Consider the following 23,543-nt stretch of genomic DNA (forward strand, 5'->3'; position numbering starts at 1 on the left):
TCAGCCCCGCATCGCTTTGCCCTGAGGGTCGTAGGGCGACGGTGCAATTACCCGCGCCGGACATTCCACCCCTACGACATGGACAGACAGTTCCGTACCCGGGTCCACCTTGTCACGGTCAATCAAGGCCATTGCCAACGACTTGCCGATGTGGTGCCCATAACCGCCTGAGGTCACAAAACCTACGCGTTCGCCATTGGCCCAGACCGGCTCATACCCGCTGGCATCGGCGTCCAACGCATCGATTTCCAGTGTCGCTTGCACCTGCGCCGGGCCATTGCCATCCCGTTCGGCCAGAGCGGCCTTCTTGCCGATGAAACCCTTGTCCCAGTCGATCCAGCGATCCATGCCGGTCATGCCGGGTGTGTAAGCCTGCGTGAACTCTGCCGACCAGATGCCAAAGCTTTTCTCAAGCCGGGTTGACAGCATCGCATTGAAACCGCACTCGCGGATACCCTCTTCTGCACCGGCTTCCAGCAAAATGCGGCGCAGCTTGATATGATCGCCATAGCGGCAGTTGATTTCATACCCTTTTTCGCCGGTCACCGACATACGAGCCACGCGGGCACGGACGAGACCGATGTCGAAATCACCGCAGCCCATGAATTTCAGACCCGAGATATCCTGTTCGGCCAATTTTTCGACCACCGCCTGCGATTTTGGTCCGACCACGGCGAACCCGCAATACTCCTCTCCCAGGTCGCGGACGGTGACCCCATCCATCATATGATCGTTGAACCATCGCATATGCCAGGCGCGCAGGTAATAGCTGCCCATGATCCACCAGGTGCCATCGCCCCAGTTCAACACGGTCAGATCGCCTTTGAGCCGCCCATCCTCACCCAGCATCGGCGCCAGTTTGGCACGACCCGGGGCGGGCAGTTTCGATGCCATAACGTTATCCAGCCAAGCCTCGGCATTTGGGCCCGAAACCTCAAAGCGGGAAAAACCCGTGATATCCATCAGGCCCACGCCCTCACGGATGGTCCTGCATTCAGCGGCCACGATGTCGTGCGCGTTCGAACGTTTGAGCGTTGGCGTTTCCTCGAACCCTTTGGGTGCGAAATACAACGGCACCTCCAGATCCCAGCTGACACCCCATTTGCATCCGGCCTCGGTCATCGCGTCATGCGCCGGGGCCATCTTCAACGGGCGACCCGCAGGCAATTGCTCGTTCGGGTAGGTCATCACGAAGCGGCGCGAATAGAACTGGCCAGTGGTTTCACGAATATACCGCTTGTTCTGTGCGAAATCACCATAGCGCGCCACATCCATCGGCCATGCATCCGCTTCGGGCTCACCATGGATCATCCATTCGGCCAGCGTTTTGCCAACGCCACCACCTTGCAGGAATCCGGCCATCACCGCGCAGGCGGTCCAATAGCCGCGCTTGCCCGGAACCGGACCAACCAGCGGGTTACCATCCGGCGAGAACGTGAACGCACCATTGACCCATGTCTTGATGCCCACGTTCTGGATTGACGGATACCGCTCAAAGCCCAATGTCAGTTCGTTCTCGATCCGGTCAAGCTGTTCCTGAAACAGTTCCTCGCCATAGTTCCACGGCGCGCCATCCATCGCCCAGTGTTCGTGATCGACCTCGTAGATCCCCACCAGAACACCCTTCTGGTCCTGCCGCATATAAGTGAATCCTTCGAGGTCCACAGTCATCGGCATCTCGAAATCCGCCTGCGCCACTTCGGGCACAGTGTCTGTGATCAGATAGTGGTGCTTCAACGGTGAGACTGGCAACTCTACCCCGGCCATACGCCCAACCTGCTTGGCCCAGAGCCCGGCCGCGTTGACCACATGTTCACAGGTGATCGTGCCCTTATCGGTCACAACCTGCCAACCATCATCTGTCTGGATCAGCTCTTTGACCTTGGTTTCCTCGTAATATTCGGCACCACGTTTTCTGGCCGCAGTCGCATAAGCCTGAACAGTGCCTGTCGTATCGATATACCCTTCGCGATCCGCCCACATCGCGCCCAAAACACCGTCGGTTGACATGATCGGGCAGCGTCTCTGTGCCTCTTGCGGGGTCAGCAGCTCGCAATCATCAATGCCGATTGACTGGAAGATGCGGTAATTGGCCTGCAACCACTCCCAGCGTTCAGGCGTACCGGCCAGCGTCAGACCACCGGTCATGTGCAAACCGATATTCTGGCCCGATTCTTTTTCGATCTCACTCAGCAGGTCAATTGTGTAGGCCTGCAATGAGGCCATGTTTGGATCGGCGTTCAGGGCATGGATGCCGCCCGCTGCATGCCAGGACGATCCCGATGCCAGCCGCCGCCTCTCCAGCATGACCACATCCGACCAGCCGAATTTGGCCAGATGATACAGAACCGAAGCACCAACGACGCCCCCACCAATGACCACTACGCGATATTGGGATTTCATCCCGACCTCCCTGAACAGAATCTGGGAAGACGCTAGTGGCACTGTTCAGTTCTGTCTAGACATTTATGTACAGTACGGAATGCGAGAACTCTGCCGAATGCTTTGCAAACCTAAAGCTGGGCGCTTGGGCGGGCTTTCACGCTTTCAAACCAAACCTGCGTGTTCGTATTGCCGTCCGGTATCCGCATCTTAATGACGCGCGCGAAATCGACAAAAACAAAAGTGGATATATCCGCCAGAGTGAATACATCGCCCGCGACATACGCGCTTTGCTTCAGCCGCGCCTCCAGCAGTTCAAAAAACGACGCAACCCGCTCGCGCCCACGCTGCGCCAGCTCAGGGATCTGCGCATGGTTAACAGGGCCGGGAATGGCACGGTCTTTGAACGCCGGATGGCTGTTGCGCAAAGCCTCAGCGATGGGCGCACCACCCTGCTGCTCGGCAATTGCGTTCCACATCAAGACCAACCCTTTTTCATCAGCGGTACGGCCCATTAAGGACGGCTCGGGGAAACGCGCTTCAAGATACGCGGCGATGCCAAGATTTTCGGTCAGGACTGCGCCTTCATCCGTTACCAGAACCGGGATTGTGGCCCGGGGGTTCACTGCACGAAACTCAGTGCTCAACTGCGCGCCCTCAGCAATCGAGATTTCGTGCGTTTCGATGTCCAACCCTTTTTCCGCGATAAACATGCGGGCACGGCGCGGGTTTGGGGCCGTAGAGCAATCGTAGAATATCATGCAGGCCCCTTCTCTCTGGTCAGCGCCGATAGATGAAACAGCGCCCTTCGACGGCACCCTCGGGCAACGGCATTTCCTCCAGCGCCTCGAAATACATCCGGTCGCTTGATACCATTAATCCACCCCGCGCCAGCAAGGGCTCGATAAACGGGGAAACAAGCCGCGCAAAGATGTCGTTCTTTTCGCGATTATGCCCCCCAAGGTCTGCATGAATCAGGCTTGCTGTCGGTCCAAACCTGTCGACCGCCGCTGGCAGCGTCTCGCGCACATCCCCCAAGATCACCCGATCCTCGGGCGGGGTTGAATCAGGGTGCGAAGCCACCGCGCGTTCGAACACAAAGACAGGGCGTCCATCGATATGCTGCACAAGATGATGATAGGTGCGCCCATTGCCCAGACCCAGTTCAAACACCGGGCCAGCCATGCCTGCCGTTTGCGCAATCGCGTGATCCAGGCAGGCGCGCTGCGACACCATACGATCGATAAACAAGTCCAGACGGCTTTGATTCTCGGACACTGGCAAATATCTCCTTGATACCAATCGAAAGCATAGGTGCCCCCGACGCCGCCTTAGATGACAAATTCTCAAGACTTTGTGTAGCGACGAAGCCCAAAGTTTCACATTTTCGCGACATTTCAGCCCAAGAACGGGTTTGACTAGACAGGCGGAACCGCGCGACACTGGCGAAAAAATCACGGGGAGTTGAAACGACCGATGTCACCAAGCGGCCAAACGGTTGGAAAGCCTGCATGAGCGCGTTGTTGTGCGTCAGAGACCTCAGCATCGGCTTTGGTGCGGGAAGTTCCGTGGTCGCGGATGTGAACTTTGATGTCAAACCAGGGGAAACCTTGGCGCTGGTCGGTGAATCGGGATCGGGTAAAACCATCACGTGCCGGGCCGTCTTGCGGATTCTGCCGCGAACGGCCCAGATACGCAGCGGCACGATAACTTTGAATGATTCCAAGGGCACATGTAACCTGACAGCGGTCACCGAACGGGAAATGCGCGGCATTCGTGGCAATCGCGTTTCGATGATCTTTCAGGAACCAATGCGATCACTGTCACCTCTGCACAAGATTGGGAATCAGGTCAGTGAAGTCCTGTGGCTGCATCGTGGGCTTTCCGAGTCTGAAGCGCGAAAAAAGGTCCTGACGCAGTTCGAGCGCGTGGGTTTTCCAGATCCGCAGCGCGCCTATGACTCCTACCCGTTCGAGCTGTCGGGCGGAATGCGCCAACGCGCCATGATTGCGATGGCCATGGTATCCAAACCCGAGTTGCTGATCGCGGACGAGCCAACCACCGCGCTGGATGTGACCACTCAGGCTCAGGTTCTGGGGCTGATCAAGGAATTGCAGCGCGAGACTGGCATGGCGCTTATTCTGGTGACCCATGATCTGGGCGTGGTTGCCAACATGGCCGAACAGGTTGTGGTCATGCACAAGGGCCGCATCATGGAGGCTGGCCCGGCCGCACCAATCCTGACCTCCCCGGCGCATCCATATACCAAACAACTGTTTGATGCTGCGCCGGAAATTCCTGATCAGGCTGCTGTGGGCATACCGATGCCGGACGACGATCTGATCCTTCAGATGAAGGGCGTCTCAAAGACCTACACGATGCGGTCCAGCAAAGGGTGGCAGGCCGACAAGGAAATCTATGCGTGCAAAGGGGTCGATCTGAATCTTGCACGTGGCAAGACGCTGGCCATTGTCGGTGAAAGCGGATCAGGTAAAACGACAGCCGCGCGGATCGCGTTGGGTGCGGAACTGCCCGATCCCGGCGGAGAAGTCCTGTTTCGCACCGCGCCGAATGCCGATCCCGTCACGGTGCACAACATGACCCGCGCCCAGCGCACGGCGTTTCAGCGCAATGCGCAGATGGTGTTTCAGGATCCCTACAGCTCGCTCAGCCCGCGGATGCGCATTCAGGACGCGATGACTGAGCCGCTGGAAATTCACCGCATCGGAACAACCGCCGAGCAGCGCGACAAGGCCGCCGAGATGTTGCAGCGCGTCGGCCTGACAGCCGACATGCTGAAACGCTATCCACACGCCTTTTCGGGGGGCCAGCGGCAACGTCTGTCGATAGCCCGCGCCATGATGCTCGACCCGCAGCTCATCGTGTGTGACGAACCCACCTCGGCGCTGGATGTATCGGTACAGGGGCAGATTCTGACCCTGTTGGAAAATCTGCAGGATAGCCTGAATCTGTCCTATCTGTTCATCTCGCACGATCTGGCTGTGGTCGCACGGATCGCCGACGAAGTTGCCGTGATGCGTCGAGGCCTGATCGTCGAGCAAGCACCACCCGAAACTCTTTTCTACAATCCGCGCCACCCCTACACCAAAGCGCTGATTGCCGCTCAACCCGAACCCGACATCAATCGCCCGATCGACCTGCAAGTGGTTTCCTTGGGCGCCGGCGCGCCGGACAGTTGGGATGAAGCCTTTCGTTTCTCGGACACCGTGATACCCTCATTGGTGGAATTGGAACCGGGCCATAAGGTACGTTGCCATGTTTAAGACCACTCGCCCCCTGATCCTGGCCGCTTCGCTGGCGTTCATCGGGATGCTGCCCGCCACGGCCGAGACGATCCCGACGCCGCAGGAAAGCGCGTTCTGGAACGCGGAAGTAGAAGCGGGCAATCTGCCTCCCGTTCAGGAGCGCCTGCCAGCGGACCCACTGATTGTCGATCTGGCAGCAAAGGGTCGCGAATTCGGCAAACAGGGCGGCACCCTGCGCACCATGATCACGCGCTCCAAAGATATTCGCCAGATGGTTGTCTATGGCTATGCCCGGCTGGTCGGTTTCGACCAGAACTACGAGATTATCCCCGATTTGCTGGCGTCGTTTGAAAACGAAGACGGCCGCAAGTTCACCCTGAAACTGCGCGAAGGGCACAAATGGTCCGACGGCTCTCCGTTTACGTCGGAAGATTTCCGCTATTGGTGGGAAGACGTTGCCAACAACAAATTGCTCAGCCCGTCAGGCCCGCCGGATTTTCTGATTGTCGAAGGCAAATCACCCACCGTTACCTTCCCGGATGAAACCACTGTGATTTTCGAATGGGAGAACCCTAACCCGGGTTTTCTACAATCGCTGGCTCAGGCAAGACCGCCCTTTATCTATCGTCCCGCAGCGTTCCTGAAACGATATCACGAGAAATATGCCGACCCCGAGGAACTTGCCTTTCTGGTCGACGATGCCCGCGTCAAAAGCTGGGCCGCGCTGCACAACAAGCTCGACAACCTGTACAAGTTCGACAATCACGAATTGCCCACGTTGCAACCGTGGCTGAACGCAAGTTCCGGCAAGAAAATCCGCCACAATTTCGTACGTAACCCCTATTACCACCGTATCGACAGCAAAGGGGTTCAGCTGCCCTATATCGATGTGGTCGAGATGGAGATCGTTGCCCCCGGTCTGGTTGCCGCCAAAACCAATGCAGGGGAAAGCGACCTGCAAGGTCGGGGCCTGGATTTCCGCGACGCTTCCATCCTGAAAAAAGGCGAGGCGCAAGGCGGCTACAAGACACTACTGTGGAAAACCGGCGTTGCATCGCAAATCGCGATCTATCCGAACCTCAATTTCGAGGATGACGCCTGGCGCGAAGTGTTGCGTGACGTCCGTGTGCGGCGCGCCCTTTCCCTTGCCATCGACCGCGAGACAATCAACCAGGCTTTGTATTTCAAGCTTGCGCACCCCGGTGCAATGTCGGTTCTGCCTGCCTCGCCCTTTTACGATGAAAGGAATGCCACCGCCTGGGCCAGTTACGATGTCGGCCAGGCCAATGCGTTGCTGGATGAGGTCGGCCTGACCGAGCGCGACAAGAACGGTGTCCGTCTGTTACCGGATGGCCGTCCTATGGAACTGGTGATCGAAACTGCTGGTGAGCGGCAAGAGGTTGAAAACGCCTTGCAAATCGTCACCGACACCTGGCGCGAGATCGGGGTCAAGCTGGTCATGCGCCCATTGGATCGCGATATCCTGCGCAACCGGGTGTTTGCCGGCAACTCGATGGCATCGGTCTGGTATGGATGGGATGACGGCATCCCGCAGGCACACACGTCTCCAACCTATCTGGCGCCCACCGATCAGGTATTCCTAGCCTGGCCAAAATGGGGCCAGTTCTACCAGACAGGTGGTGAAGCCGGGGAAGCCCCCGACATGCCCGAGGCAGAACGTCTGATGCAACTGGCCCATAACTGGGAGGTCGCCACAACGGACTACGAACGCAAGGAAATCTGGACGGAAATGCTTAAAATCCACGCCGATCAGCTTTATGCCATTGGTATCCTGAACGGAGCACCCCAACCCATTGTCGTGTCGAACCGTCTGCGCAATGTGCCGGAACAGGCCATGTGGGCATGGGAGCCCGGTGCGCATTTCGGCGTTCACCGCCCGGACGAGTTCTTTTTCGCCGACTAAGCAGGAGCAGCTAAATGGTCATGCTGCGCTATGCGGTGTATCGCTTTTTCACGATGCTGCTGACATTGTTGGTGGTCTCGGTCCTGATCTTCATAATTATCAACCTGCCGCCCGGTGATTACCTGAGCAACCAGATTGCCGAGCTTCAGGCCTCGGGCCAGTCAGCGGGTGTCGCCAAGGCCGAGTTTCTGCGCGCCGAGTACGCTCTGGATCGCCCCATGTGGGAACAGTACCTGATCTGGGTGGGCTTCTGGCCGGGACCGCACGGGTTTTCCGGTCTGATCCAAGGCAATTACGGTTGGTCCTTTGAGTTCGACCGGCCTGTATCGGAGATCGTGGGTGACACGCTTTGGTTGACGGTCGTCGTCAACCTGGCCGCGATCCTGTTTGTTTATGCCGTTGCTCTTCCCTTAGGTGTTATTGCAGCGGCGCGATCACGGACATGGATTGATTATACCTCGGCTTTTGTGGGTTATCTGGGGCTAGCGACACCCAACTTTTTGTTGGCCCTGATCCTGTTCTACTACGGGCATCGGTATTTCAACCTGCCTATCGGCGGCCTGATGGATCCGCAATTCGAAGGTCAGCCGCTGAGTTGGGACAAGATGAAATCCATTCTCATCCACCTGATCGTTCCGACTTTTGTCATCGGAACCTCGGGCGCATCGGCGATGATGCAGCGCCTGCGGGCAAATATGCTCGATGAACTGGGTAAGCCTTATGTGGAAACGGCCATTGCCAAGGGTATGGCCCCATCGCGGATGCTGACGAAATATCCGTTGCGCGTGGCATTCAATCCGTTCGTTGCGGATATCGGTAACCTTCTGCCATCTATGGTGTCGGGATCGGTTCTGGTGTCAGTCGTTCTAGGCTTGCAAACCATCGGGCCGACTTTGCTGACAGCACTGAAAACGCAGGACCAATTCCTGTCCGCGTTTATCCTGATGTTTGTCGCGCTGCTGACGCTTATCGGCACGATGATCTCGGATATTCTGCTAGTCATGCTGGATCCCCGCATACGATATGAGGGGCGCGAAGCATGACCGATACTCCTGACAACCGCTACGTCGATGACGCGCCCTTTGATCCGCAGGCGTCGATACAGCAACTGGAACGGGCCGATCTGGATGCCCCCAACTGGGTGTTGGTCTGGCGCAAGTTCCGCACGCATAAGCTGGGTCTGATCTCGGGCATTTTCCTGCTAATGTGCTACCTGATGCTGCCATTTGCAGGCTTCATCGCGCCTTATGGCCCGAATGACCGGAACGGAGAGCATCTGTATGCGCCACCGCAATCGGTGAACTGGTTTTACGAAGGCGCTTTTATCGGCCCCCATGTTTTTCCAATCGTCGCCGAGGCGGATCTGGAAACCTTCCAGTGGAAGTTCGTCCCTGACACTGACGACCCGCGCCCGATCCGGTTCTTCTGTGAAGGGTCCGAATATCAACTTGCGGGTCTTATCAAGACAGACAGGCATCTTTTCTGCGCGCCGGATGGTGCCACCTTGTTCCTCTGGGGGTCCGACAGGCTGGGTCGCGATATCTTCAGCCGCATCCTCTATGGGGCGCAGCTGTCGCTGACCGTGGGGCTGATCGGTATTTCGGTATCATTCTTTCTGGGTATCCTGTTCGGTTCGATGGCCGGCTATTTCGGTGGCCGCATCGACTGGGTCATCAACCGGGTCATCGAAATTCTGCGTTCGCTGCCGGAATTGCCGCTGTGGCTGGCACTGTCTGCCGCAGTGCCATCAAACTGGAGCCCGGTTGCCGTGTTCTTCATCATTTCGATCATCCTCGGCATCCTCGACTGGCCAGGACTGGCGCGTTCAGTTCGTGCAAAGTTCCTGTCACTGCGCGAGGAAGAATATGTACGGGCCGCAGAAATGATGGGCGCAAGCTCGGGCCGGGTGATCCGTAAGCACTTGTTGCCGAATTTCATGTCTCACTTGATTGCATCAGCCACCCTGTCGATCCCGGCAATGATACTTGGGGAAACGGCGCTTAGCTTTCTTGGCCTAGGCCTTCGTGCACCAGCGGTCAGCTGGGGGGTGATGCTGAATGACGCGCAAAACCTCGCATCGATCGAGATCTACCCTTGGACGGCAATCCCGATGCTGCCGATTATCGTGATCGTACTGGCTTTCAACTTTCTGGGTGACGGGTTGCGCGACAGCCTTGATCCTTATCAGCAATGAGCCTTCTTGCCACCCTTCCCGCCGCCGACCGATATCGCAAGGTCGGCACAGGCGCTCTGCCAAGTGCTTTTGCCGTCTCCGAACTGGCGACGGCCAGCTTTGCAGCCGTTGGGCAAGAGATGGCCCGCTTTATGCAGGCGCTGAACCTGACCCAAAACGCCCCCGAGATCGCCATCGACCACCGGCTGGCATCGTTGTGGTTCGGCTATTCCTTCAAGTCCGATGGCTGGGAAATGCCAAACCTTTGGGATGCGGTCGCGGGGGACTACAGGGCCTCAGATGGCTGGATCAGGCTGCACACCAACCTTCCGCGCCATCGCGCAGCAGCGATGAAGGTTCTCGGAACCCCGCCAGAGCGTGAAGCTGTGACAAAAGCCGTCAGAACCCGGGCCATATCCGATTTGGAAACCGATATTGTGGCCGAAGGCGGCGTGGCCGCTGCCATGCGCAGCCGGACCGAGTGGCTTGAACATCCGCAGGGCCGCGCTGTATCGCGCGACCCGTTGATTGGCTGGCAAGGCCCCCGGTACGTCAAGCTGCGGGAGAGACCGCAGGCAACCTCTGCAAGACCTCTTGCCGGGCTGCGGGTTCTTGACCTTACACGCGTTCTGGCAGGTCCGGTATCGACCCGCACATTGGCCGGTTTCGGGGCCGAGGTTCTGCGGATCGATCCGCCCGGCTGGGACGAACCCGGTGTGATCCCCGACATTTCACTTGGAAAACACTGCGCCTATCTCGATCTGAAATCGACCAATGGCATGGAACGGCTGCAAGAACTTCTGCCCCAAGCGGATGTGTTCGTACACGGGTACCGGCCCGGCGCGTTGGACGCGCTTGGCCTGACCCGCGCCAAGCGCGATGAACTGGCACCGAACAGGGTCGAGGTGACGCTGAATGCCTATGGCTGGCAAGGCCCCTGGTCGACTCGGCGCGGGTTTGACAGCCTTGTCCAGATGAGCGCGGGAATTGCGCATGCGGGCATGGGATGGGCTGACGCAGACAAACCGACGCCGTTGCCTGTTCAGGCTTTGGACCACGCGACCGGCTACCTGATGGCCGCCGCCGTCCTTTCCGCATTGGCCGAAGCCGCGTCGGGCAATTCCATCATGCATGCGCATCTGTCCCTTGCCCGCACCGCCGAGCTATTGGCGGTTCTCGGCAAAGACGACGTCGAGGCCGAGCCCATTCGCCCGATACCCACGGATTACTTGCCTGCGACAGAAGCCTCGGGCTGGGGACCGGGGCACCGTCTCAGACCAGCGCTTAGCCTCGGTGAAACTGCGCTGCAATGGGATTTACCGGCGTCCAAACTGGGCACATCCGAACCGGTCTGGCCCTTCGTTTCCTAGTGACCCAGCTCTTTCGGTGGCACCTCATCCGAGGCGCAATTCAAAGCGACGGAAGGCCTTGCTATCGGTCGTCACCGCCCGGTCCGATATCGTCCAGATAATCCTCGTCGATCGCGGCCTGAACAGCCCCCGTCACGGCTTCACGCTGTTTCGGCGTCAGGTCTTCCGCTTCCTTGCCATCCGCCAATCTTACAGTGACCTCGCGATGTGCAAACTTGATCCCTTCGCGCGCGAACAGCTCGCGAATGTCCTGATAGACCTTCTTGCGTACCAGCCATTGATCACCCGGTTTCGTCATGAACTTGACCCGGATAATCATCGCCGAATCCTGCATCTCGATCACGCCCTGCGACTTTAGCGGCTGGATGAAATTGTCTCCGATTACAGGATCGGTCAACAACTCCTGTCCCAGTTTCTTGATCAGTTTGCGGACCTTCTCGACATCGGTGTCATAGGTCACGCGCAGCGGCAGCTTCATAATCACCCAATCGCGCGAGTAGTTGGTCAGCACTTTGATCTCACCAAAGGGAATGGTGTTCAGCGCACCCAGATGGTGGCGCAGCTGCATGGACCTGACCGAGATTTTCTCGACCGTGCCTTTCACATCCCCAATGTCGATATATTCTCCTTTCCGGAACGCATCATCCAACAAGAAGAATGCGCCGGAAAAAATGTCGCGCACCAGCGTTTGTGACCCGAACCCCACGGCCAAACCAACCACACCGGCACCCGCAAACAGCGGGCTGACGTTAATACCCAGTTCCATCAGGACTATCAGAACGATTGTAACCACGACAACGGCCAGAATTGCGCCCCGGAAAAGCGGCAACAACGTTGCCAGACGGCTTTGCCCGCCTTCGCCACCTTCGTCGCCCAGTTCAACCTCGGTGCCATCGTCGGATTCTTCAGCGATTTTGCTGTCGATCCAAATCCGAAAGAAGTGAAACAGGATGTACCCGATGAACAGGACAACCATCACATCCAGCGCACGTTCAACCGGCAGATCCTCGCTCCAGTCCGCATTCGGGTACCAGATCACGACAAGCGCATAAGCCCCGAGCACAAATGCCAGTATCCCGGCAACCCGGCGGGCCAGATCTTCATAGGTCAGAAGATACTGCTTTGGTTGTTCGGGCTCGGATATTTCCGTCGCCACGACCCCTTCATCCGCTGCGGCGGCTTCCCCGTTTATTTCGCTAATCATGCGCGAGCGGTCAAAATATCGCTCCAGCAGATAGTTCATTGCACCATAAGCCACGACCACGGACATGAAGATCATGTAGCTGCTTGCAATCAGCGGCAGCGGCGTCGGATGCTCCAGCGCCAGATCAACAGCCAGACGGAACCAGCTGAACACGACATAGATGATCAATGCCGGTGCCCAGCCAAAAGACACAAACCGCAACAGCCATGACACCTGATCGGATGCCCGCCCGCCCCGGATCGCGTTCGAGATGGCACGGGCGTTGAACAGGATCATCAGTATATTGCCCAGCGCGCCCAGCATCGTCAGACCGCCATACACCATGGCGTAGACGTTGTAATTCAGTCCAAAATCCGCGACCCAGGTAGAAAACAGAACGACCGAAATGTCATAGGTCGCCAGCACGGACGCCCAAATATACAGCCTGCGCGCATTCTTGTCCGAAAAGGGCGGTAATCGATATTGGCTCAGATAAGGTGACAGGACCATGCGCCAAAGGTCCGACACCGTGCGCGACAGGAAAAAGGCCGTAAAGATGGCCGTGATCGTGAACTGGACCGAGATATCCTCGGCCTCGCCGAAGATCAGGTACCCAACGATCAAAGCCATGATCATGGCAAAGATCGTGGCACCGATCCCCATCAGGAACCGGAACAGCAGGAACGGCATCTTTTCCCGATACCCCTGCGGGTCGTCCTTGATCCGCGCCACCACCCAGCGGCGCGCGAACCGCTTCCCGTATATCTCGATCGACAGCCACCGCCCAAGTAACAGGAACAGGATATTCCAGCCCAACACCTCGACATAGGTCTGAATTCGGCCATCCGGGCTGGTCTGGCGCAGGATGTATTGTACTTCAAAAATAGAATAGGGCAGCGCCTCGAGCCTGGATTGCATCGACTCACGAAACTTCGAGAACCGCTCTTGCGCCTTCATCAGCTGTGAGCCGTCACCCATCGGGTTGCTCGAATCGCGGTCTGCGCCACCGGAACCTGCATCCTTTCCACCCGCCGTTGTCACAACTTTACCGGCACTGTCGATGACAATTACACTCGCACCTGCGTCGCTGGCGGCACGGATAGCAGCAGCCAGATCACTTTCCTTGGCAGTCTCGGATACACTGCCCGACCCTGAGGGATATCCGGGAATCAAGGATGACTGCGCCAATGCACCATTAGGAACGCCCAGAACAATGGCCCACAACGCAAAGAACAATACGGCCAGAAAATCATATCTCATCGGGTTTTGCATCCAGTTTTCCTGATGTTGGTCAGATTACAGAAGCATTTCAGGCAGTTCAAACACTCGCATCAAACCGTCTCGATATCGTGTTAGGACGTGTTCTTGGCGCACTCTGATGTCTGCAGGTGTTTTCAATCTTTCGAAAATTGAATATGACCAAGCAAAAGTTTCAGGTTCGCCCCGACTGTCATCATCGGGTTTTTTTGGCGACCTTGCCTGGCGGTGGCGCGATATGTCGCGAAACAGTCAATACGCTGTTGCCAAATCGCAATGCTTGAAACATTTGCAAGTACGCAAATCCGCCTTTGGCAAGCGTGGCATTGAAATATACGGTAACGCTTGCGAACGCGCGGATTTCGCTCTGGGATCAAGAAGACGGGCAACACTATGAGCCTTGGCACAACCAATTCTAAACCGGACCGCGCGCCGCGTATCCTGTTTTACAGCCACGACACGTTCGGTCTGGGGCATTTGCGCCGGTCCCGTGCCTTGGCTGCGGCAATCACACAAGCGGACCCAAGCGCTTCGGCACTGATCCTGACGGGCTCGCCCGTGGCCGGGCGTTTTACCTTTCCGCGCCGCGTTGACCATGTGCGCCTGCCCGGTGTGACCAAGCGTGCGGACGGCTCGTATGCCGCGCGCACAATCGGAATGGGGATCGACGAAGTTACCGAATTGCGTGCGGGATTGATCCAGACCGCGGTTCAGCAATTCGACCCCGACGTGTTGGTCGTCGACAAGGAACCGACAGGGTTCCGGGGTGAGCTGCTGCCAACACTGAAATACCTCGAACGCCATTGCGGAACGAAACTGGTTTTGGGCCTGCGTGATGTGCTGGACGAACCCGAAGTGCTGGCCGCCGAATGGGCGCGCAAAGAAGCCATCGAGGCGACCGAGCGGTTCTATCATGAAATCTGGGTTTACGGATCGCAATCGATCTATGATCCGACGCAAGGCTTGCCGTTGAGTGCGTCAGCGCGATCCCGCATTCACTGGACGGGATATCTGCGCCGTGATCTCGGCCCGGTCGGTGAACCGCCTCAGCAACCTTATATCCTGATCACACCAGGTGGCGGTGGCGATGGCAAGGCACTGGTCAACCTCGTGCTATCTGCCTACGAGAAAGACCCAGACCTGTCGCCGCGTGCTGTGCTGGTCTATGGCCCATTCCTGTCGGGTGAATTGCGCAACGATTTCGAAGCACGGGTTGCCGCATTGAATGGTCGTGTAACTGCGGTTGGATTTGAATCGCAGATCGAAACACTGTTTGCCGGGGCCGAAGGCGTGGTCTGCATGGGCGGCTACAACACGTTTTGCGAGGTCCTGTCCTTCGACAAACGGGCCGTCATTGTTCCACGCACCACACCCCGTCTGGAACAGTGGATACGGGCCTCACGCGCAGAAGAGCTGGGGCTGGTCAAGATGCTGGACGAACAACGCGACAGCCTGACACCCGACGCAATGATCCGTGCCATCCGCAACCTGCCGTACCAATCAGTGCCGTCGCAGGCCATTCAAAGCGGATTGCTGGATGGTTTGGACTATGTCACCGACCGCATTGACAGCCTGCTGACACGGGAACAGAAACGAGCCACTGGATGAACTCGGCCTCTCCCAATCTGGCGGTTGTGGTCAAAGGCTGGCCGCGACTGTCCGAAACATTTATCGCGCAGGAACTTGTTGCCTTGCAGGAAGCCGGGCACCGATTTGACATCTGGTCTCTGCGCCATCCAACCGACACCAAACGTCACCCTTTGCACGACCGCTTCTCGGGGCAGGTTCGCTATCTTCCAGAATACCTGCATGAGGAGCCACAGCGGGTGTGGACGGCCCGCGCTGCCGCCCAAGACCTGCCCGGCTATGCCGAAGCCTACAAGATCTGGCGGCACGACCTGCGCCGCGACCCGACGCCGAACCGCATCCGCCGGTTCGGGCAAGCATGTGTTCTGGCCGCCGAGTTACCCACCCAGACGCAGGGGCTCTATGCCCATTTCATGCACACCCCCTCGTCGGTCGCCCGATATGCGGCCATCATGCGCGGTCTGCCATGGAGCTTTTCCGCCCATGCCAAGGATATCTGGACCTCACCGGATTGGGAAAAGCGTGAAAAGCTGCAGGCCGCAACATATGGGGCCGCTTTCGGGGCCACCTGCACGGCAATCGGCGCGGAACACCTGCGCAGCCTCGCTGATGACCCCAACCGCGTGGACCTTATCTATCACGGTCTGGACCTGTCGCGCTTCCCCGAACCGCCAAAGCGCGGGATACGCGCTACTGACGACCCGTTTCACATGATTTCCGTTGGACGACTGGTTGAAAAGAAGGGCTTTGACCGTCTTATTGCGGCCTTCACGCTGCTGCCGGAAAACCTGAACTGGCATTGGACCCACATTGGCGGCGGGGGTCTTGGGGACACTCTGCACACACAGGCGCGCGCTGCTGGTATCGCGAACCGCATCACCTGGAGGGGAGCCTGCGATCAGCCCGAGGTGATCGATGCCATGCGCAAGGCCGACCTGTTTGTCCTGCCCAGCCGGATTGCTGCGGACGGGGACCGGGACGGATTGCCGAACGTGTTGATGGAGGCCGCATCCCAGCTGTTGCCAATTCTGTCGACACCGGTTTCGGCCATCCCGGAATTCATCCAATCCGGAACGCATGGCGTATTGTCTGATGACGACCCGGCTGCATTGGCTTCGGCCATTTCAGCTCTGGCCGCTGATCCGGAAACGGCAGCAACTATGGCGCGTGCAGCCTATGACCGTCTGATTGCAGATTTTCGAATGGACCCTGGTATTGCACGGCTGTCGGCACGGCTGAAAACCCTGAGCATGGAAGACGCGTAATGGCGCGGGTTGCGTTTTATGCGCCAATGAAATCCCCCGGCAGCCAGAAACCCTCGGGCGACCGCGAAATGGCGCGAAACCTGATGCTCGCCTTGGCGGCGCAAGGGGATAAGGTCGAACTGGCCTCGGACCTGCGCATCTATGACAAGAACGGGGACCGGGACCTACAGCGAACCCTTGTTCGCGCGGCTGAGAATGAAGCACAGCGGCTGAACGCCGAGTTGCCCTTTGATACAGATCTTTGGGTGACTTATCACAATTACTACAAAGCACCCGACCTGCTGGGCCCCAAGATCTGCCAGGCGCGCGGCATTCCGTATGTGCAATTGGAAAGTACGCGCGCATCAAGCAGGCTGAACGGGCCGTGGGCCGATTTCGCCCAAGCGGCGCATCAGGCGTGTGATGCAGCGGATATCATTTTCTACCACACAGCCAATGACCTGATTACGTTGGAACGGGACCGTTTTGGCAAGCAGGCACTGGTTGAATTGCCGCCATTTCTGCCTGAAACCGTGTTGCCTATGGCAACGACCGGGGACGGCCCCATGCTGACTGTCGGAATGATGCGGCATGGGGACAAGCTGGCGTCCTACCGGATTTTGGCCGAAGCCCTTTCGCACCTGACATGTGACTGGAACCTGAACATCGCGGGGGACGGTCCGGCGCGGCCGGATGTTGAAGCGTTGATGGTGCCGTTCGGAAGCCGGGTGCGTTTTCTGGGCCAGCTCGACCGGGCGGCCTTGCAGAAAATCTACCAACACGCATCCCTGCTTGTCTGGCCGGGCGTGAACGAAGCCTATGGGATGGTCTATCTCGAGGCGCAGGCGACAGGCCTGCCCGTGATCGCACAGGACCGTCCCGGCGTTCGGGATGTGCTGGCACCTGCGGTTTACCCATCGTTTGATGCCGGGGCCAAAGGGCTTGCCGATCACATGCAAAACCTGCTGGAGGATACCGCGCAGCGCCGTGCGCTTGGGGAGAATGCGCGCAGCTATGTGGCACGGCGTCATCTTATGCCTCAGGCGACCGAGCGATTGTGGGCGCATCTACGGCCCTTGTTGAAGGATGCATCATGACCTGTCTTGCACTGCTTCGCCACGGGCATACCCACTGGAACCGCGCAGGGCGCATTCAGGGGCGCAGTGATATTCCACTGGATGACGACGCGCGGTCTGAACTGGCCGGGTATCGCTTGCCTGACCCATGGGCCGCCGCTGATATCTGGTCCAGCCCGTTGCTGCGCGCCCGTGAAACGGCGCGGATCGTGTCTGGGCGCGCCCCGAAAACCTCGGACGCGCTGACCGAAATGAATTGGGGCGACTGGGAGGGGCTTCGAGGCGTCGACCTGATCGCCGATGAAACCAGCGGGTATCGCCATATCGAAGACTGGAGCTGGGATTTTCGCCCGCCTCACGGTGAAAGCCCTGCCGAGGTTTGGACCAGGCTGCGCCCCTGGGTGTCCGGACTGCGACAGGATACAGTCGCGGTCTGCCATATTGGCATCATGCGGGTCATTCTCGCCCAGGCGTGGGGTTGGGATTTTGATGGTCCCGCCCCCTTCAAGATCAAGCGCAATCGGCTGTATATCGTTGATATGGACACAATGACCGCAGCCCCGGACCCCGTTCGCCTGATCAAACATGGGCCGCTGCCATGAAGGTGATGATCGTTGTCACGCACCTTTTGGGAACAGGGCATCTAAGCCGGGCCCTGACGTTGGGCCGGGCGTTCCGGGATGACGGCCACCAAGTCATGGTCGTCTCGGGCGGGATGCCTGCGCCTCAACTGGACAGCAGCGGGCTAACCCTGTTCGGTTTGCCGCCGCTCAGATCAGATGGAACCAATTTCACCCGGCTTCTGACTGAAAGCGGCGTCGAGGCTGACGCGGATTATCAGCGCGCGCGTGTGACAGCCATGGTGCAGGCGGTAAACAGCTTTCAGCCGCAAATCCTGATAACCGAGCTTTACCCCTTTGGTCGCCGGTCTCTGGCGGCGGAATTCGACGCGGCCCTGAATGCGGCACGGGCCCTGCCTCGGCCTCCGGTCATCCTGGGATCGATCCGGGATATTCTGGCCCCGCCTTCCAAACCTGCCAAGGCCCAGCGGACAGAAGATATCGTCACCCGCTTTTTTGACGGCATTCTTGTTCACTCGACCGAAAGTGTCACACCGCTTTCGGTCAGTTGGCCGGTGTCTGACCGATTGGCGGAACGGTTGCATTATACCGGCTTTGTTGCGCCTGAGTTGCCTCAACCGCATCCTGATGCCGTTGGGCAGGGCGAAATCATTGTCAGTGCAGGAGGTGGTTCTGTGGGGCAACCGATCTTTCGCGCGGCCATCGAGGCCGCCCGCCAGATGCCCAACAGGCGTTGGCGCCTGCTGGTCGGTGGGACGGATGCCAAGGCGAGAATAGCCGAGCTGTCCCAACTGGCCGAAGGAACCTCGGCAATTCTGGAACCCGTGCGCCCGGATTTTCGCCAGATGCTGCCCCATGCGGCGGCATCGGTCAGCATGTGCGGTTACAACACCGCCATGGATATTCTGCAAAGCGGAACACCCGCTGTTTTTGTCCCATTCGATGATGGCAAAGAGGTTGAACAGGGGCTGCGTGGGCAAAGCCTGTCGAGTTTGCCAGCCATCGAGGTGCTTCTCAGCCGAACTCTGAGCGGGCAAGCGTTGGCGCAGGCCGTAGAGCGCGTCATTTCAGATGGACCCCGAGCACAGCAGGATTCCGGATTTGATGGCGCGGCCCAAACCGTAGAGATCGCAAAACACCTGCTGGAATGGCGTACATGAACCCGGATTGGTACCCACTTGAGGTCGAACTGACCCATTGGCATGCAGCGAGCCTGTCGTTGCCGCTGTGGTGGCGAGACGATGACGCGATCGACCTGACACCACAGTTGGACCGGCTGTCCGATCTGGCCACGCAGTTGGGCCTGCCGGTACATCTGGCCGTCATTCCACACGCGGCAACCCCTGCGCTGGCTAACTATGTTGCGCGCGGCGAAACTCTCATCCCTGTGGTCCACGGGTGGTCCCACAAGAACCATGCGCCCGCCAGTGAGAAGAAAGCCGAGTTTCGCCTCAACCGTCCGTTGGACGAGGTTGTTGCCGATGCCGCGGCAGGACTGTCACGCCTTGACGCCTTGTTCGGCAAAACCGTGCGGCCGATGTTTGTCCCTCCATGGAACCGCATTGCACCAGAAGTCATCGAACATCTTCCATCGCTGGGATACCGCATTCTTTCCACGGCAACGCCTCGCAGAACGAAAATGGCGGCTGCGGGGGTTGAGCAGGTCAACACACATCTTGACCCGATTGACTGGCGGGGTTCACGCGGTCTGAACTCTCCGGACCGCCTGATCGCTCAGACAGTTAACCTCCTGCGGGACAGGCGCGAAGGCCGCGCAGACAACGCCGAGCCGTTTGGAGTATTGACCCATCACCTGGTCCATGATCAGGACATCTGGGCCTTTACCGAGGCGTTGTTGAAACATCTGCTGGACGGTCCTGCCACACTCTGGGTCGCACCGAAGAACGAATAAGGACATCGTCATGAGCCGACTGGATTCCATGCTGCGCCGACTGACGGCCCAACGTGACGGGCTGAACTGGGCAGCCGAACAGATCAGTGACCAAACTGGCGATGTGCTGGATATGGGGCTGGGCAATGGCCGCACCTATGACCACCTGCGAGAGATCCTGCCGAACCGACGGATCTGGGTGATGGATCGTGTGCTGCAATGCCATCCTGACAGCACCCCACCAGCCGAAGATTTCCTGCAAGGCGAAGCTGAACCCATGCTGCGGAAACTGATGGCCGAGGGGCACAAGATCGCGTTGGCGCATTATGATTTCGGACGTGGCATCAAACACGAAGATGTGGCCGAGGCCGCACGCCTCAGCCCGTTGATCGCGCAGGTCATGCGGCCCGGAGGGTTGTTGATATCCGGCCAGCCCCTTGTCGGCTTCAACCAGATCAAAGGGCCCGAGACGATCGCACCGGACCGTTACCTGTTCTATACGGCCTGATTACGCCACACGGCGACCTCGCGCCCAAACCGAGTTGAGGGCTGGCACACCTGCGCGCATCCGGAAACGGATAACATCGGCGCGGGCATTGGCGCGCAACTCGCCACGATCTTCAAGCCCGGCGGCCTGCGCCGGGGCCAATGTGACGGTCTTCATTCCACGCGCCATATCGCCCCACATTTCGCCCAGCATGACCGCAGACAATAACAGGGCCGACGGCACGTAATCCGAGGACATTACGTCCAGATGCCCAAGCTCGGCCAATTCGCTGGCCGCAACATTACCGGAATGAGAGCCACCGCGAACAACGTTTGGCGCGCCCATCATGACCTTGATACCGTGATCATGACACGCTCGCGCAGCTTCCACCGTTGTGGGGAACTCAGCCAGCCGAATGCCGTGACCTGCCGAGATCTTCACCTGATCTTCGGTCGTATCGTCATGACTGGCAAGCACGGCCCCAAATCGGCGCGCGGCCTTGACGGTTTCGACTTCGTGCACATCACCGTTGCGATCCCGTAGGCTTTTCAGCTGAGCCACATGCTGAAAGAACGTATCATCGTCCATGGCATATTTGCCCTTCAGAAAGGATTCCAGCTTGCCCATGTCGCGAAACTGACGCTGGCCGGGGGTGTGATCCATGATGGAAACAAGGCCAACCCTGTCCTCGGGTCCAAACTCGTCCAGTTCTTCGATCAGTGTCTCGGAACACACCTCTGCCCGCAAATGCAGGAAATGGCTTATCTTAAGCGCATCCTGCTCGCGCAGATCCCACAACTCCCGCGACAGGCCGCGGGCATATTTTCCGTACCGTCCTGCACCGGAGGGGATTGAACCTACCCGCATCGCATCGAACACACTTGTGATCCCCACGCTGGCCAGTTCCGCGTCATGGGCCAGAATGGCGGCGGCATGGGGCCAATGCACATTGGGGCGCGGCTGAATATGGCGTTCAAGATTATCCGTGTGCAACTCGACAAGACCGGGGCTGACATAGTCGCCTTCGCAATCTATCGCACCTGCAGGGACTGCACGCCCGGTGTCAATTTCGATGATGGTGTCACCCACAATTCGAACACAGCCGGTGACGGTTTCATTCGGCAACACAAGCGTGGCATTGGCAAGGATCAAGTCTTCTGTCATCTGAACTTCACGCAATCTGAGGTATTGGAAGGCCACTTAATAGGAGGCCAATGTGACATTCACGCGATACGCGATCTATTTTCCGCCACCCGCCGGGGTGGCCTGGACGGAATTTGCGACCAGTTGGCTGGGCTGGGACATGGCAAAGGGAACGCAAGTCGCGCATCCGATCATGGGTGGCATCGACATTGCCTCCGTCACTGAGGTGCCGCGCAAATACGGGCTGCACGCGACCCTGAAACCGCCGTTCCAGTTGCGCGATGGCCTGACCTTTGACGCATTGCACCAGGCGTGCATTGCGCTGGCTGCGCGCCAGCAGCCCGTCACTCTCGACGGCCTGGAAATTGCCCGCCTTGGCCGGTTTCTGGCGCTGCGCCCGCTGGGTGAAACGCAGGCGCTGAATGCGCTGGCAGCGGCCTGTGTTCGCGACCTCGACCGGTTTCGCGCACCTGCCACTCAGGCCGAACTGACGCGCCGCCGCACCGCCGGGCTGACCCCCGAACAGGACAACAATCTGATCCAATGGGGCTATCCCTACGTGCTGGACGCGTTTCGATTCCACATCACGCTGAGCGGAAAACTGGACAAACCAACCCTCAGGGCAACCCAAGTAGCACTGCAAACCCATCTGAGCCCTTTGCTGCCACAGCCCTTCCAGATCACTGATCTTGCCCTGGTGGGCGAAGCCGAAGATGGGAGGTTTCACCTGATCCATCGCTACGCGCTTTCCGGTTGAAGACGGCGCAGGATTTCGGCGACCGTGTCTTCCAGCGTGCCGGAATTGTCGACTTCGATGACCCGGTTCAGACCATCCGGCAACTTCGCGTTGGCGCGACACAACCGTCGCGCCTGCTCGTCTGCGCTTTCCCGTCCCCGAGTGGACAGACGCCGCGCCAAAACCCCGGCATCCGCTGTCAAAGAGATCACAATCAGATCTTCAAACACCTTCTGCGCCTGCAAAAGAATCCCGCGGGAAAGATTGACCAGAACCGCATTCGCCCCCTGACGCTGTCGCAAAATCTCGTCCGGGATACCGTAGAACAGTCCGTGCGCAGGCCAGCTGAGGGCAAAAGCGCCTGCCAGTTCCATCTGCTGGAATTCTGCAACCGAAACCCGGTCAAAATCCTCGCCTTCTTCGCCTGCGGGGCGGGTGATCACCCTTCGCACCCGCCGGACGCCAGGCACCTGTGCCTCCAACGCTTCCATGACGCTGTCTTTGCCAACGCCCGAGGGGCCAACAATCGCTATGACAGGGGCAAGTGTCATGCCGCCAGTCCCGGAGTGAAGTCAGCGACATTGACTTCGCGGTCACAGACACGCTCACGTGCATCAAGGTCGTGGAATATTCCGACAATCGCCGCGCCACGCCCTTTTGCCTCTTCAATCAGCGACAACACGGTTTCGCGGTTCTGCACATCCAGACTTGCCGTCGGTTCGTCCAGCAACATCGCCGGGTAGTCATGCGCAAAGCCACGCGCAATGTTCACTCGCTGCTGTTCGCCGCCCGAAAAGGTTGTGGGGCTCAGGGTCCACAAGCGCTCAGGAATGTTCAGCCGCTTCAGTAACTCGGCTGATTTCTCCAGCGCCTCAATTCTGTCGCAACCCACGGCCAGCAAAGGCTCTGCCACAACGTCCAGCGTCGGCACACGCGGCACGACCCGCAGGAATTGACTGACATAGCCCAGCGTTTCCCGGCGGAGGGTCAAGATCTGGCGCGGCTCGGCTTTTGCCACGTCCAGACCTCCAACCAGCACCTGACCAGAGGCCGCCAGGTAGTTGCCATAAATCACGCGCATCAGCGTGGACTTGCCCGCGCCAGACGCCCCGGTCAAAGCAACGCACTCACCCGGTTCAACCCTCAACGACGCGCCTTCCATCACCGGGATAACAGCACCGCCCTGATTGTGCAGGGTAAAGCTTTTGCTCACATTGATCAGTTCAATCATTGCTTCACCTTT

20 protein-coding genes are annotated in these 23,543 nt (G+C 58.6%); 13 read left to right on the forward strand and 7 right to left on the reverse strand.

Features of this window, described 5'->3' with window-relative positions; genetic code table 11:
* From AC2FPW_RS05045 to AC2FPW_RS05055, 3 genes are all read right to left on the reverse strand, one after another.
* Nucleotides 1-2,403, reverse strand: coding sequence for a GcvT family protein (locus tag AC2FPW_RS05045; protein WP_496812751.1), 2,403 nt, complete (start codon nucleotides 2,401-2,403; stop codon nucleotides 1-3).
* A 110-nt stretch (nucleotides 2,404-2,513) separates the two neighbouring features.
* A complete protein-coding gene (locus AC2FPW_RS05050) occupies nucleotides 2,514-3,143 on the reverse strand; it encodes a glutathione S-transferase family protein (protein ID WP_496812752.1) in 630 nt (209 codons plus the stop codon).
* A gap of 19 nt (nucleotides 3,144-3,162) precedes the next feature.
* A complete protein-coding gene (locus tag AC2FPW_RS05055) occupies nucleotides 3,163-3,660 on the reverse strand; it encodes a class I SAM-dependent methyltransferase (RefSeq protein WP_480538644.1) in 498 nt (165 codons plus the stop codon).
* 233 nt (nucleotides 3,661-3,893) lie between these two features.
* On the opposite strand from AC2FPW_RS05055, the gene AC2FPW_RS05060 reads away from it, so the two are divergent.
* Genes AC2FPW_RS05060 through AC2FPW_RS05080 form a run of 5 tightly spaced genes read left to right on the forward strand, consistent with a single transcriptional unit; the run spans nucleotide 3,894 to nucleotide 11,115 of the window.
* Nucleotides 3,894-5,666, forward strand: coding sequence for an ABC transporter ATP-binding protein (locus AC2FPW_RS05060; protein ID WP_496715040.1), 1,773 nt, complete (start codon nucleotides 3,894-3,896; stop codon nucleotides 5,664-5,666).
* The gene (locus AC2FPW_RS05065; RefSeq protein ID WP_496812753.1) at nucleotides 5,659-7,572 is read left to right on the forward strand and encodes an ABC transporter substrate-binding protein; all 1,914 of its coding nucleotides are present in this window, start codon (nucleotides 5,659-5,661) and stop codon (nucleotides 7,570-7,572) included. Before AC2FPW_RS05060 ends, AC2FPW_RS05065 begins: the two co-directional genes overlap by 8 nt.
* Nucleotides 7,573-7,586: 14 nt before the next feature.
* Nucleotides 7,587-8,615 carry an ABC transporter permease gene (locus AC2FPW_RS05070; protein WP_267363792.1) on the forward strand — a complete coding sequence of 343 codons (1,029 nt, stop codon included), beginning with the start codon at nucleotides 7,587-7,589 and terminating at the stop codon, nucleotides 8,613-8,615.
* Nucleotides 8,612-9,766 (forward strand): ABC transporter permease, encoded by a 1,155-nt coding sequence (locus AC2FPW_RS05075; protein WP_496812754.1) that lies wholly within the window; start codon nucleotides 8,612-8,614, stop codon nucleotides 9,764-9,766. Before AC2FPW_RS05070 ends, AC2FPW_RS05075 begins: the two co-directional genes overlap by 4 nt.
* Entirely contained in the window at nucleotides 9,763-11,115 is a 1,353-nt protein-coding gene (locus AC2FPW_RS05080; protein ID WP_496812755.1) for a CoA transferase, read from the forward strand. Before AC2FPW_RS05075 ends, AC2FPW_RS05080 begins: the two co-directional genes overlap by 4 nt.
* 61 nt (nucleotides 11,116-11,176) lie before the next feature.
* Here the strand turns inward: AC2FPW_RS05080 and AC2FPW_RS05085 are convergent, their stop codons facing one another.
* Complete coding sequence (locus AC2FPW_RS05085) at nucleotides 11,177-13,570, reverse strand: mechanosensitive ion channel domain-containing protein (protein ID WP_496812756.1); 2,394 nt, start codon at nucleotides 13,568-13,570, stop codon at nucleotides 11,177-11,179.
* A gap of 378 nt (nucleotides 13,571-13,948) precedes the next feature.
* Here AC2FPW_RS05085 and AC2FPW_RS05090 point away from each other — a divergent pair, with 378 nt between their 5' ends.
* Genes AC2FPW_RS05090 through AC2FPW_RS05120 form a run of 7 tightly spaced genes read left to right on the forward strand, consistent with a single transcriptional unit; the run spans nucleotide 13,949 to nucleotide 20,442 of the window.
* Nucleotides 13,949-15,163 carry a glycosyltransferase family protein gene (locus AC2FPW_RS05090; protein ID WP_480585914.1) on the forward strand — a complete coding sequence of 405 codons (1,215 nt, stop codon included), beginning with the start codon at nucleotides 13,949-13,951 and terminating at the stop codon, nucleotides 15,161-15,163.
* On the forward strand, nucleotides 15,160-16,407 hold the full coding sequence (locus AC2FPW_RS05095) for a glycosyltransferase family 4 protein (RefSeq protein WP_496812757.1): 1,248 nt from the start codon (nucleotides 15,160-15,162) through the stop codon (nucleotides 16,405-16,407). The genes AC2FPW_RS05090 and AC2FPW_RS05095 overlap by 4 nt, the downstream gene beginning before the upstream one ends.
* Complete coding sequence (locus AC2FPW_RS05100; RefSeq protein ID WP_496812758.1) at nucleotides 16,407-17,483, forward strand: glycosyltransferase family 4 protein; 1,077 nt, start codon at nucleotides 16,407-16,409, stop codon at nucleotides 17,481-17,483. Before AC2FPW_RS05095 ends, AC2FPW_RS05100 begins: the two co-directional genes overlap by 1 nt.
* The gene (locus AC2FPW_RS05105; protein ID WP_496812759.1) at nucleotides 17,480-18,064 is read left to right on the forward strand and encodes a histidine phosphatase family protein; all 585 of its coding nucleotides are present in this window, start codon (nucleotides 17,480-17,482) and stop codon (nucleotides 18,062-18,064) included. The genes AC2FPW_RS05100 and AC2FPW_RS05105 overlap by 4 nt, the downstream gene beginning before the upstream one ends.
* Nucleotides 18,061-19,203: a glycosyltransferase family protein gene (locus AC2FPW_RS05110; RefSeq protein ID WP_496812760.1), complete on the forward strand. Its 1,143-nt coding sequence runs from the start codon at nucleotides 18,061-18,063 to the stop codon at nucleotides 19,201-19,203. The genes AC2FPW_RS05105 and AC2FPW_RS05110 overlap by 4 nt, the downstream gene beginning before the upstream one ends.
* Entirely contained in the window at nucleotides 19,200-19,955 is a 756-nt protein-coding gene (locus tag AC2FPW_RS05115) for a polysaccharide deacetylase family protein (RefSeq protein ID WP_496812761.1), read from the forward strand. Before AC2FPW_RS05110 ends, AC2FPW_RS05115 begins: the two co-directional genes overlap by 4 nt.
* A 10-nt stretch (nucleotides 19,956-19,965) precedes the next feature.
* The gene (locus AC2FPW_RS05120) at nucleotides 19,966-20,442 is read left to right on the forward strand and encodes a class I SAM-dependent methyltransferase (RefSeq protein WP_267365789.1); all 477 of its coding nucleotides are present in this window, start codon (nucleotides 19,966-19,968) and stop codon (nucleotides 20,440-20,442) included.
* On the opposite strand, the gene AC2FPW_RS05125 is transcribed toward AC2FPW_RS05120, so the two are convergent.
* Nucleotides 20,443-21,585, reverse strand: coding sequence for an alpha-D-ribose 1-methylphosphonate 5-triphosphate diphosphatase (locus AC2FPW_RS05125; protein WP_480832665.1), 1,143 nt, complete (start codon nucleotides 21,583-21,585; stop codon nucleotides 20,443-20,445).
* Between the two features lie 52 nt (nucleotides 21,586-21,637).
* Between AC2FPW_RS05125 and AC2FPW_RS05130 the strand changes: the two genes are divergently transcribed.
* On the forward strand, nucleotides 21,638-22,321 hold the full coding sequence (locus AC2FPW_RS05130) for a DUF1045 domain-containing protein (protein ID WP_496812762.1): 684 nt from the start codon (nucleotides 21,638-21,640) through the stop codon (nucleotides 22,319-22,321).
* Here AC2FPW_RS05130 and phnN read toward each other — a convergent pair.
* Both phnN and phnL read right to left on the reverse strand, forming a co-directional pair.
* Nucleotides 22,303-22,851, reverse strand: a complete 549-nt coding sequence (phnN, locus tag AC2FPW_RS05135; RefSeq protein ID WP_496812763.1) for a phosphonate metabolism protein/1,5-bisphosphokinase (PRPP-forming) PhnN — start codon at nucleotides 22,849-22,851, stop codon at nucleotides 22,303-22,305. The two genes, AC2FPW_RS05130 and phnN, sit on opposite strands and share 19 nt — an antisense overlap.
* Entirely contained in the window at nucleotides 22,848-23,531 is a 684-nt protein-coding gene (phnL, locus tag AC2FPW_RS05140) for a phosphonate C-P lyase system protein PhnL (protein ID WP_480832659.1), read from the reverse strand. The genes phnN and phnL overlap by 4 nt, the downstream gene beginning before the upstream one ends.
* Nucleotides 23,532-23,543 lie beyond the last annotated feature (12 nt).

Source organism: Ruegeria sp. SATB027 (assembly GCF_059613825.1).

Coding starts and splice junctions, on each gene's coding strand:
- AC2FPW_RS05120 (WP_267365789.1), top strand. CDS start 19,966: ATGAGCCGACTGGATTCCATGCTGCGCCGACTGACGGCCCAACGTGAC.
- AC2FPW_RS05050 (WP_496812752.1), bottom strand. CDS start 3,143: ATGATATTCTACGATTGCTCTACGGCCCCAAACCCGCGCCGTGCCCGC.
- AC2FPW_RS05100 (WP_496812758.1), top strand. CDS start 16,407: ATGGCGCGGGTTGCGTTTTATGCGCCAATGAAATCCCCCGGCAGCCAG.
- AC2FPW_RS05075 (WP_496812754.1), top strand. CDS start 8,612: ATGACCGATACTCCTGACAACCGCTACGTCGATGACGCGCCCTTTGAT.
- AC2FPW_RS05095 (WP_496812757.1), top strand. CDS start 15,160: ATGAACTCGGCCTCTCCCAATCTGGCGGTTGTGGTCAAAGGCTGGCCG.
- phnL (WP_480832659.1), bottom strand. CDS start 23,531: ATGATTGAACTGATCAATGTGAGCAAAAGCTTTACCCTGCACAATCAG.
- AC2FPW_RS05080 (WP_496812755.1), top strand. CDS start 9,763: ATGAGCCTTCTTGCCACCCTTCCCGCCGCCGACCGATATCGCAAGGTC.
- phnN (WP_496812763.1), bottom strand. CDS start 22,851: ATGACACTTGCCCCTGTCATAGCGATTGTTGGCCCCTCGGGCGTTGGC.
- AC2FPW_RS05070 (WP_267363792.1), top strand. CDS start 7,587: ATGGTCATGCTGCGCTATGCGGTGTATCGCTTTTTCACGATGCTGCTG.
- AC2FPW_RS05045 (WP_496812751.1), bottom strand. CDS start 2,403: ATGAAATCCCAATATCGCGTAGTGGTCATTGGTGGGGGCGTCGTTGGT.
- AC2FPW_RS05060 (WP_496715040.1), top strand. CDS start 3,894: ATGAGCGCGTTGTTGTGCGTCAGAGACCTCAGCATCGGCTTTGGTGCG.
- AC2FPW_RS05125 (WP_480832665.1), bottom strand. CDS start 21,585: ATGACAGAAGACTTGATCCTTGCCAATGCCACGCTTGTGTTGCCGAAT.
- AC2FPW_RS05110 (WP_496812760.1), top strand. CDS start 18,061: ATGAAGGTGATGATCGTTGTCACGCACCTTTTGGGAACAGGGCATCTA.
- AC2FPW_RS05105 (WP_496812759.1), top strand. CDS start 17,480: ATGACCTGTCTTGCACTGCTTCGCCACGGGCATACCCACTGGAACCGC.
- AC2FPW_RS05065 (WP_496812753.1), top strand. CDS start 5,659: ATGTTTAAGACCACTCGCCCCCTGATCCTGGCCGCTTCGCTGGCGTTC.
- AC2FPW_RS05115 (WP_496812761.1), top strand. CDS start 19,200: ATGAACCCGGATTGGTACCCACTTGAGGTCGAACTGACCCATTGGCAT.
- AC2FPW_RS05090 (WP_480585914.1), top strand. CDS start 13,949: ATGAGCCTTGGCACAACCAATTCTAAACCGGACCGCGCGCCGCGTATC.
- AC2FPW_RS05085 (WP_496812756.1), bottom strand. CDS start 13,570: ATGCAAAACCCGATGAGATATGATTTTCTGGCCGTATTGTTCTTTGCG.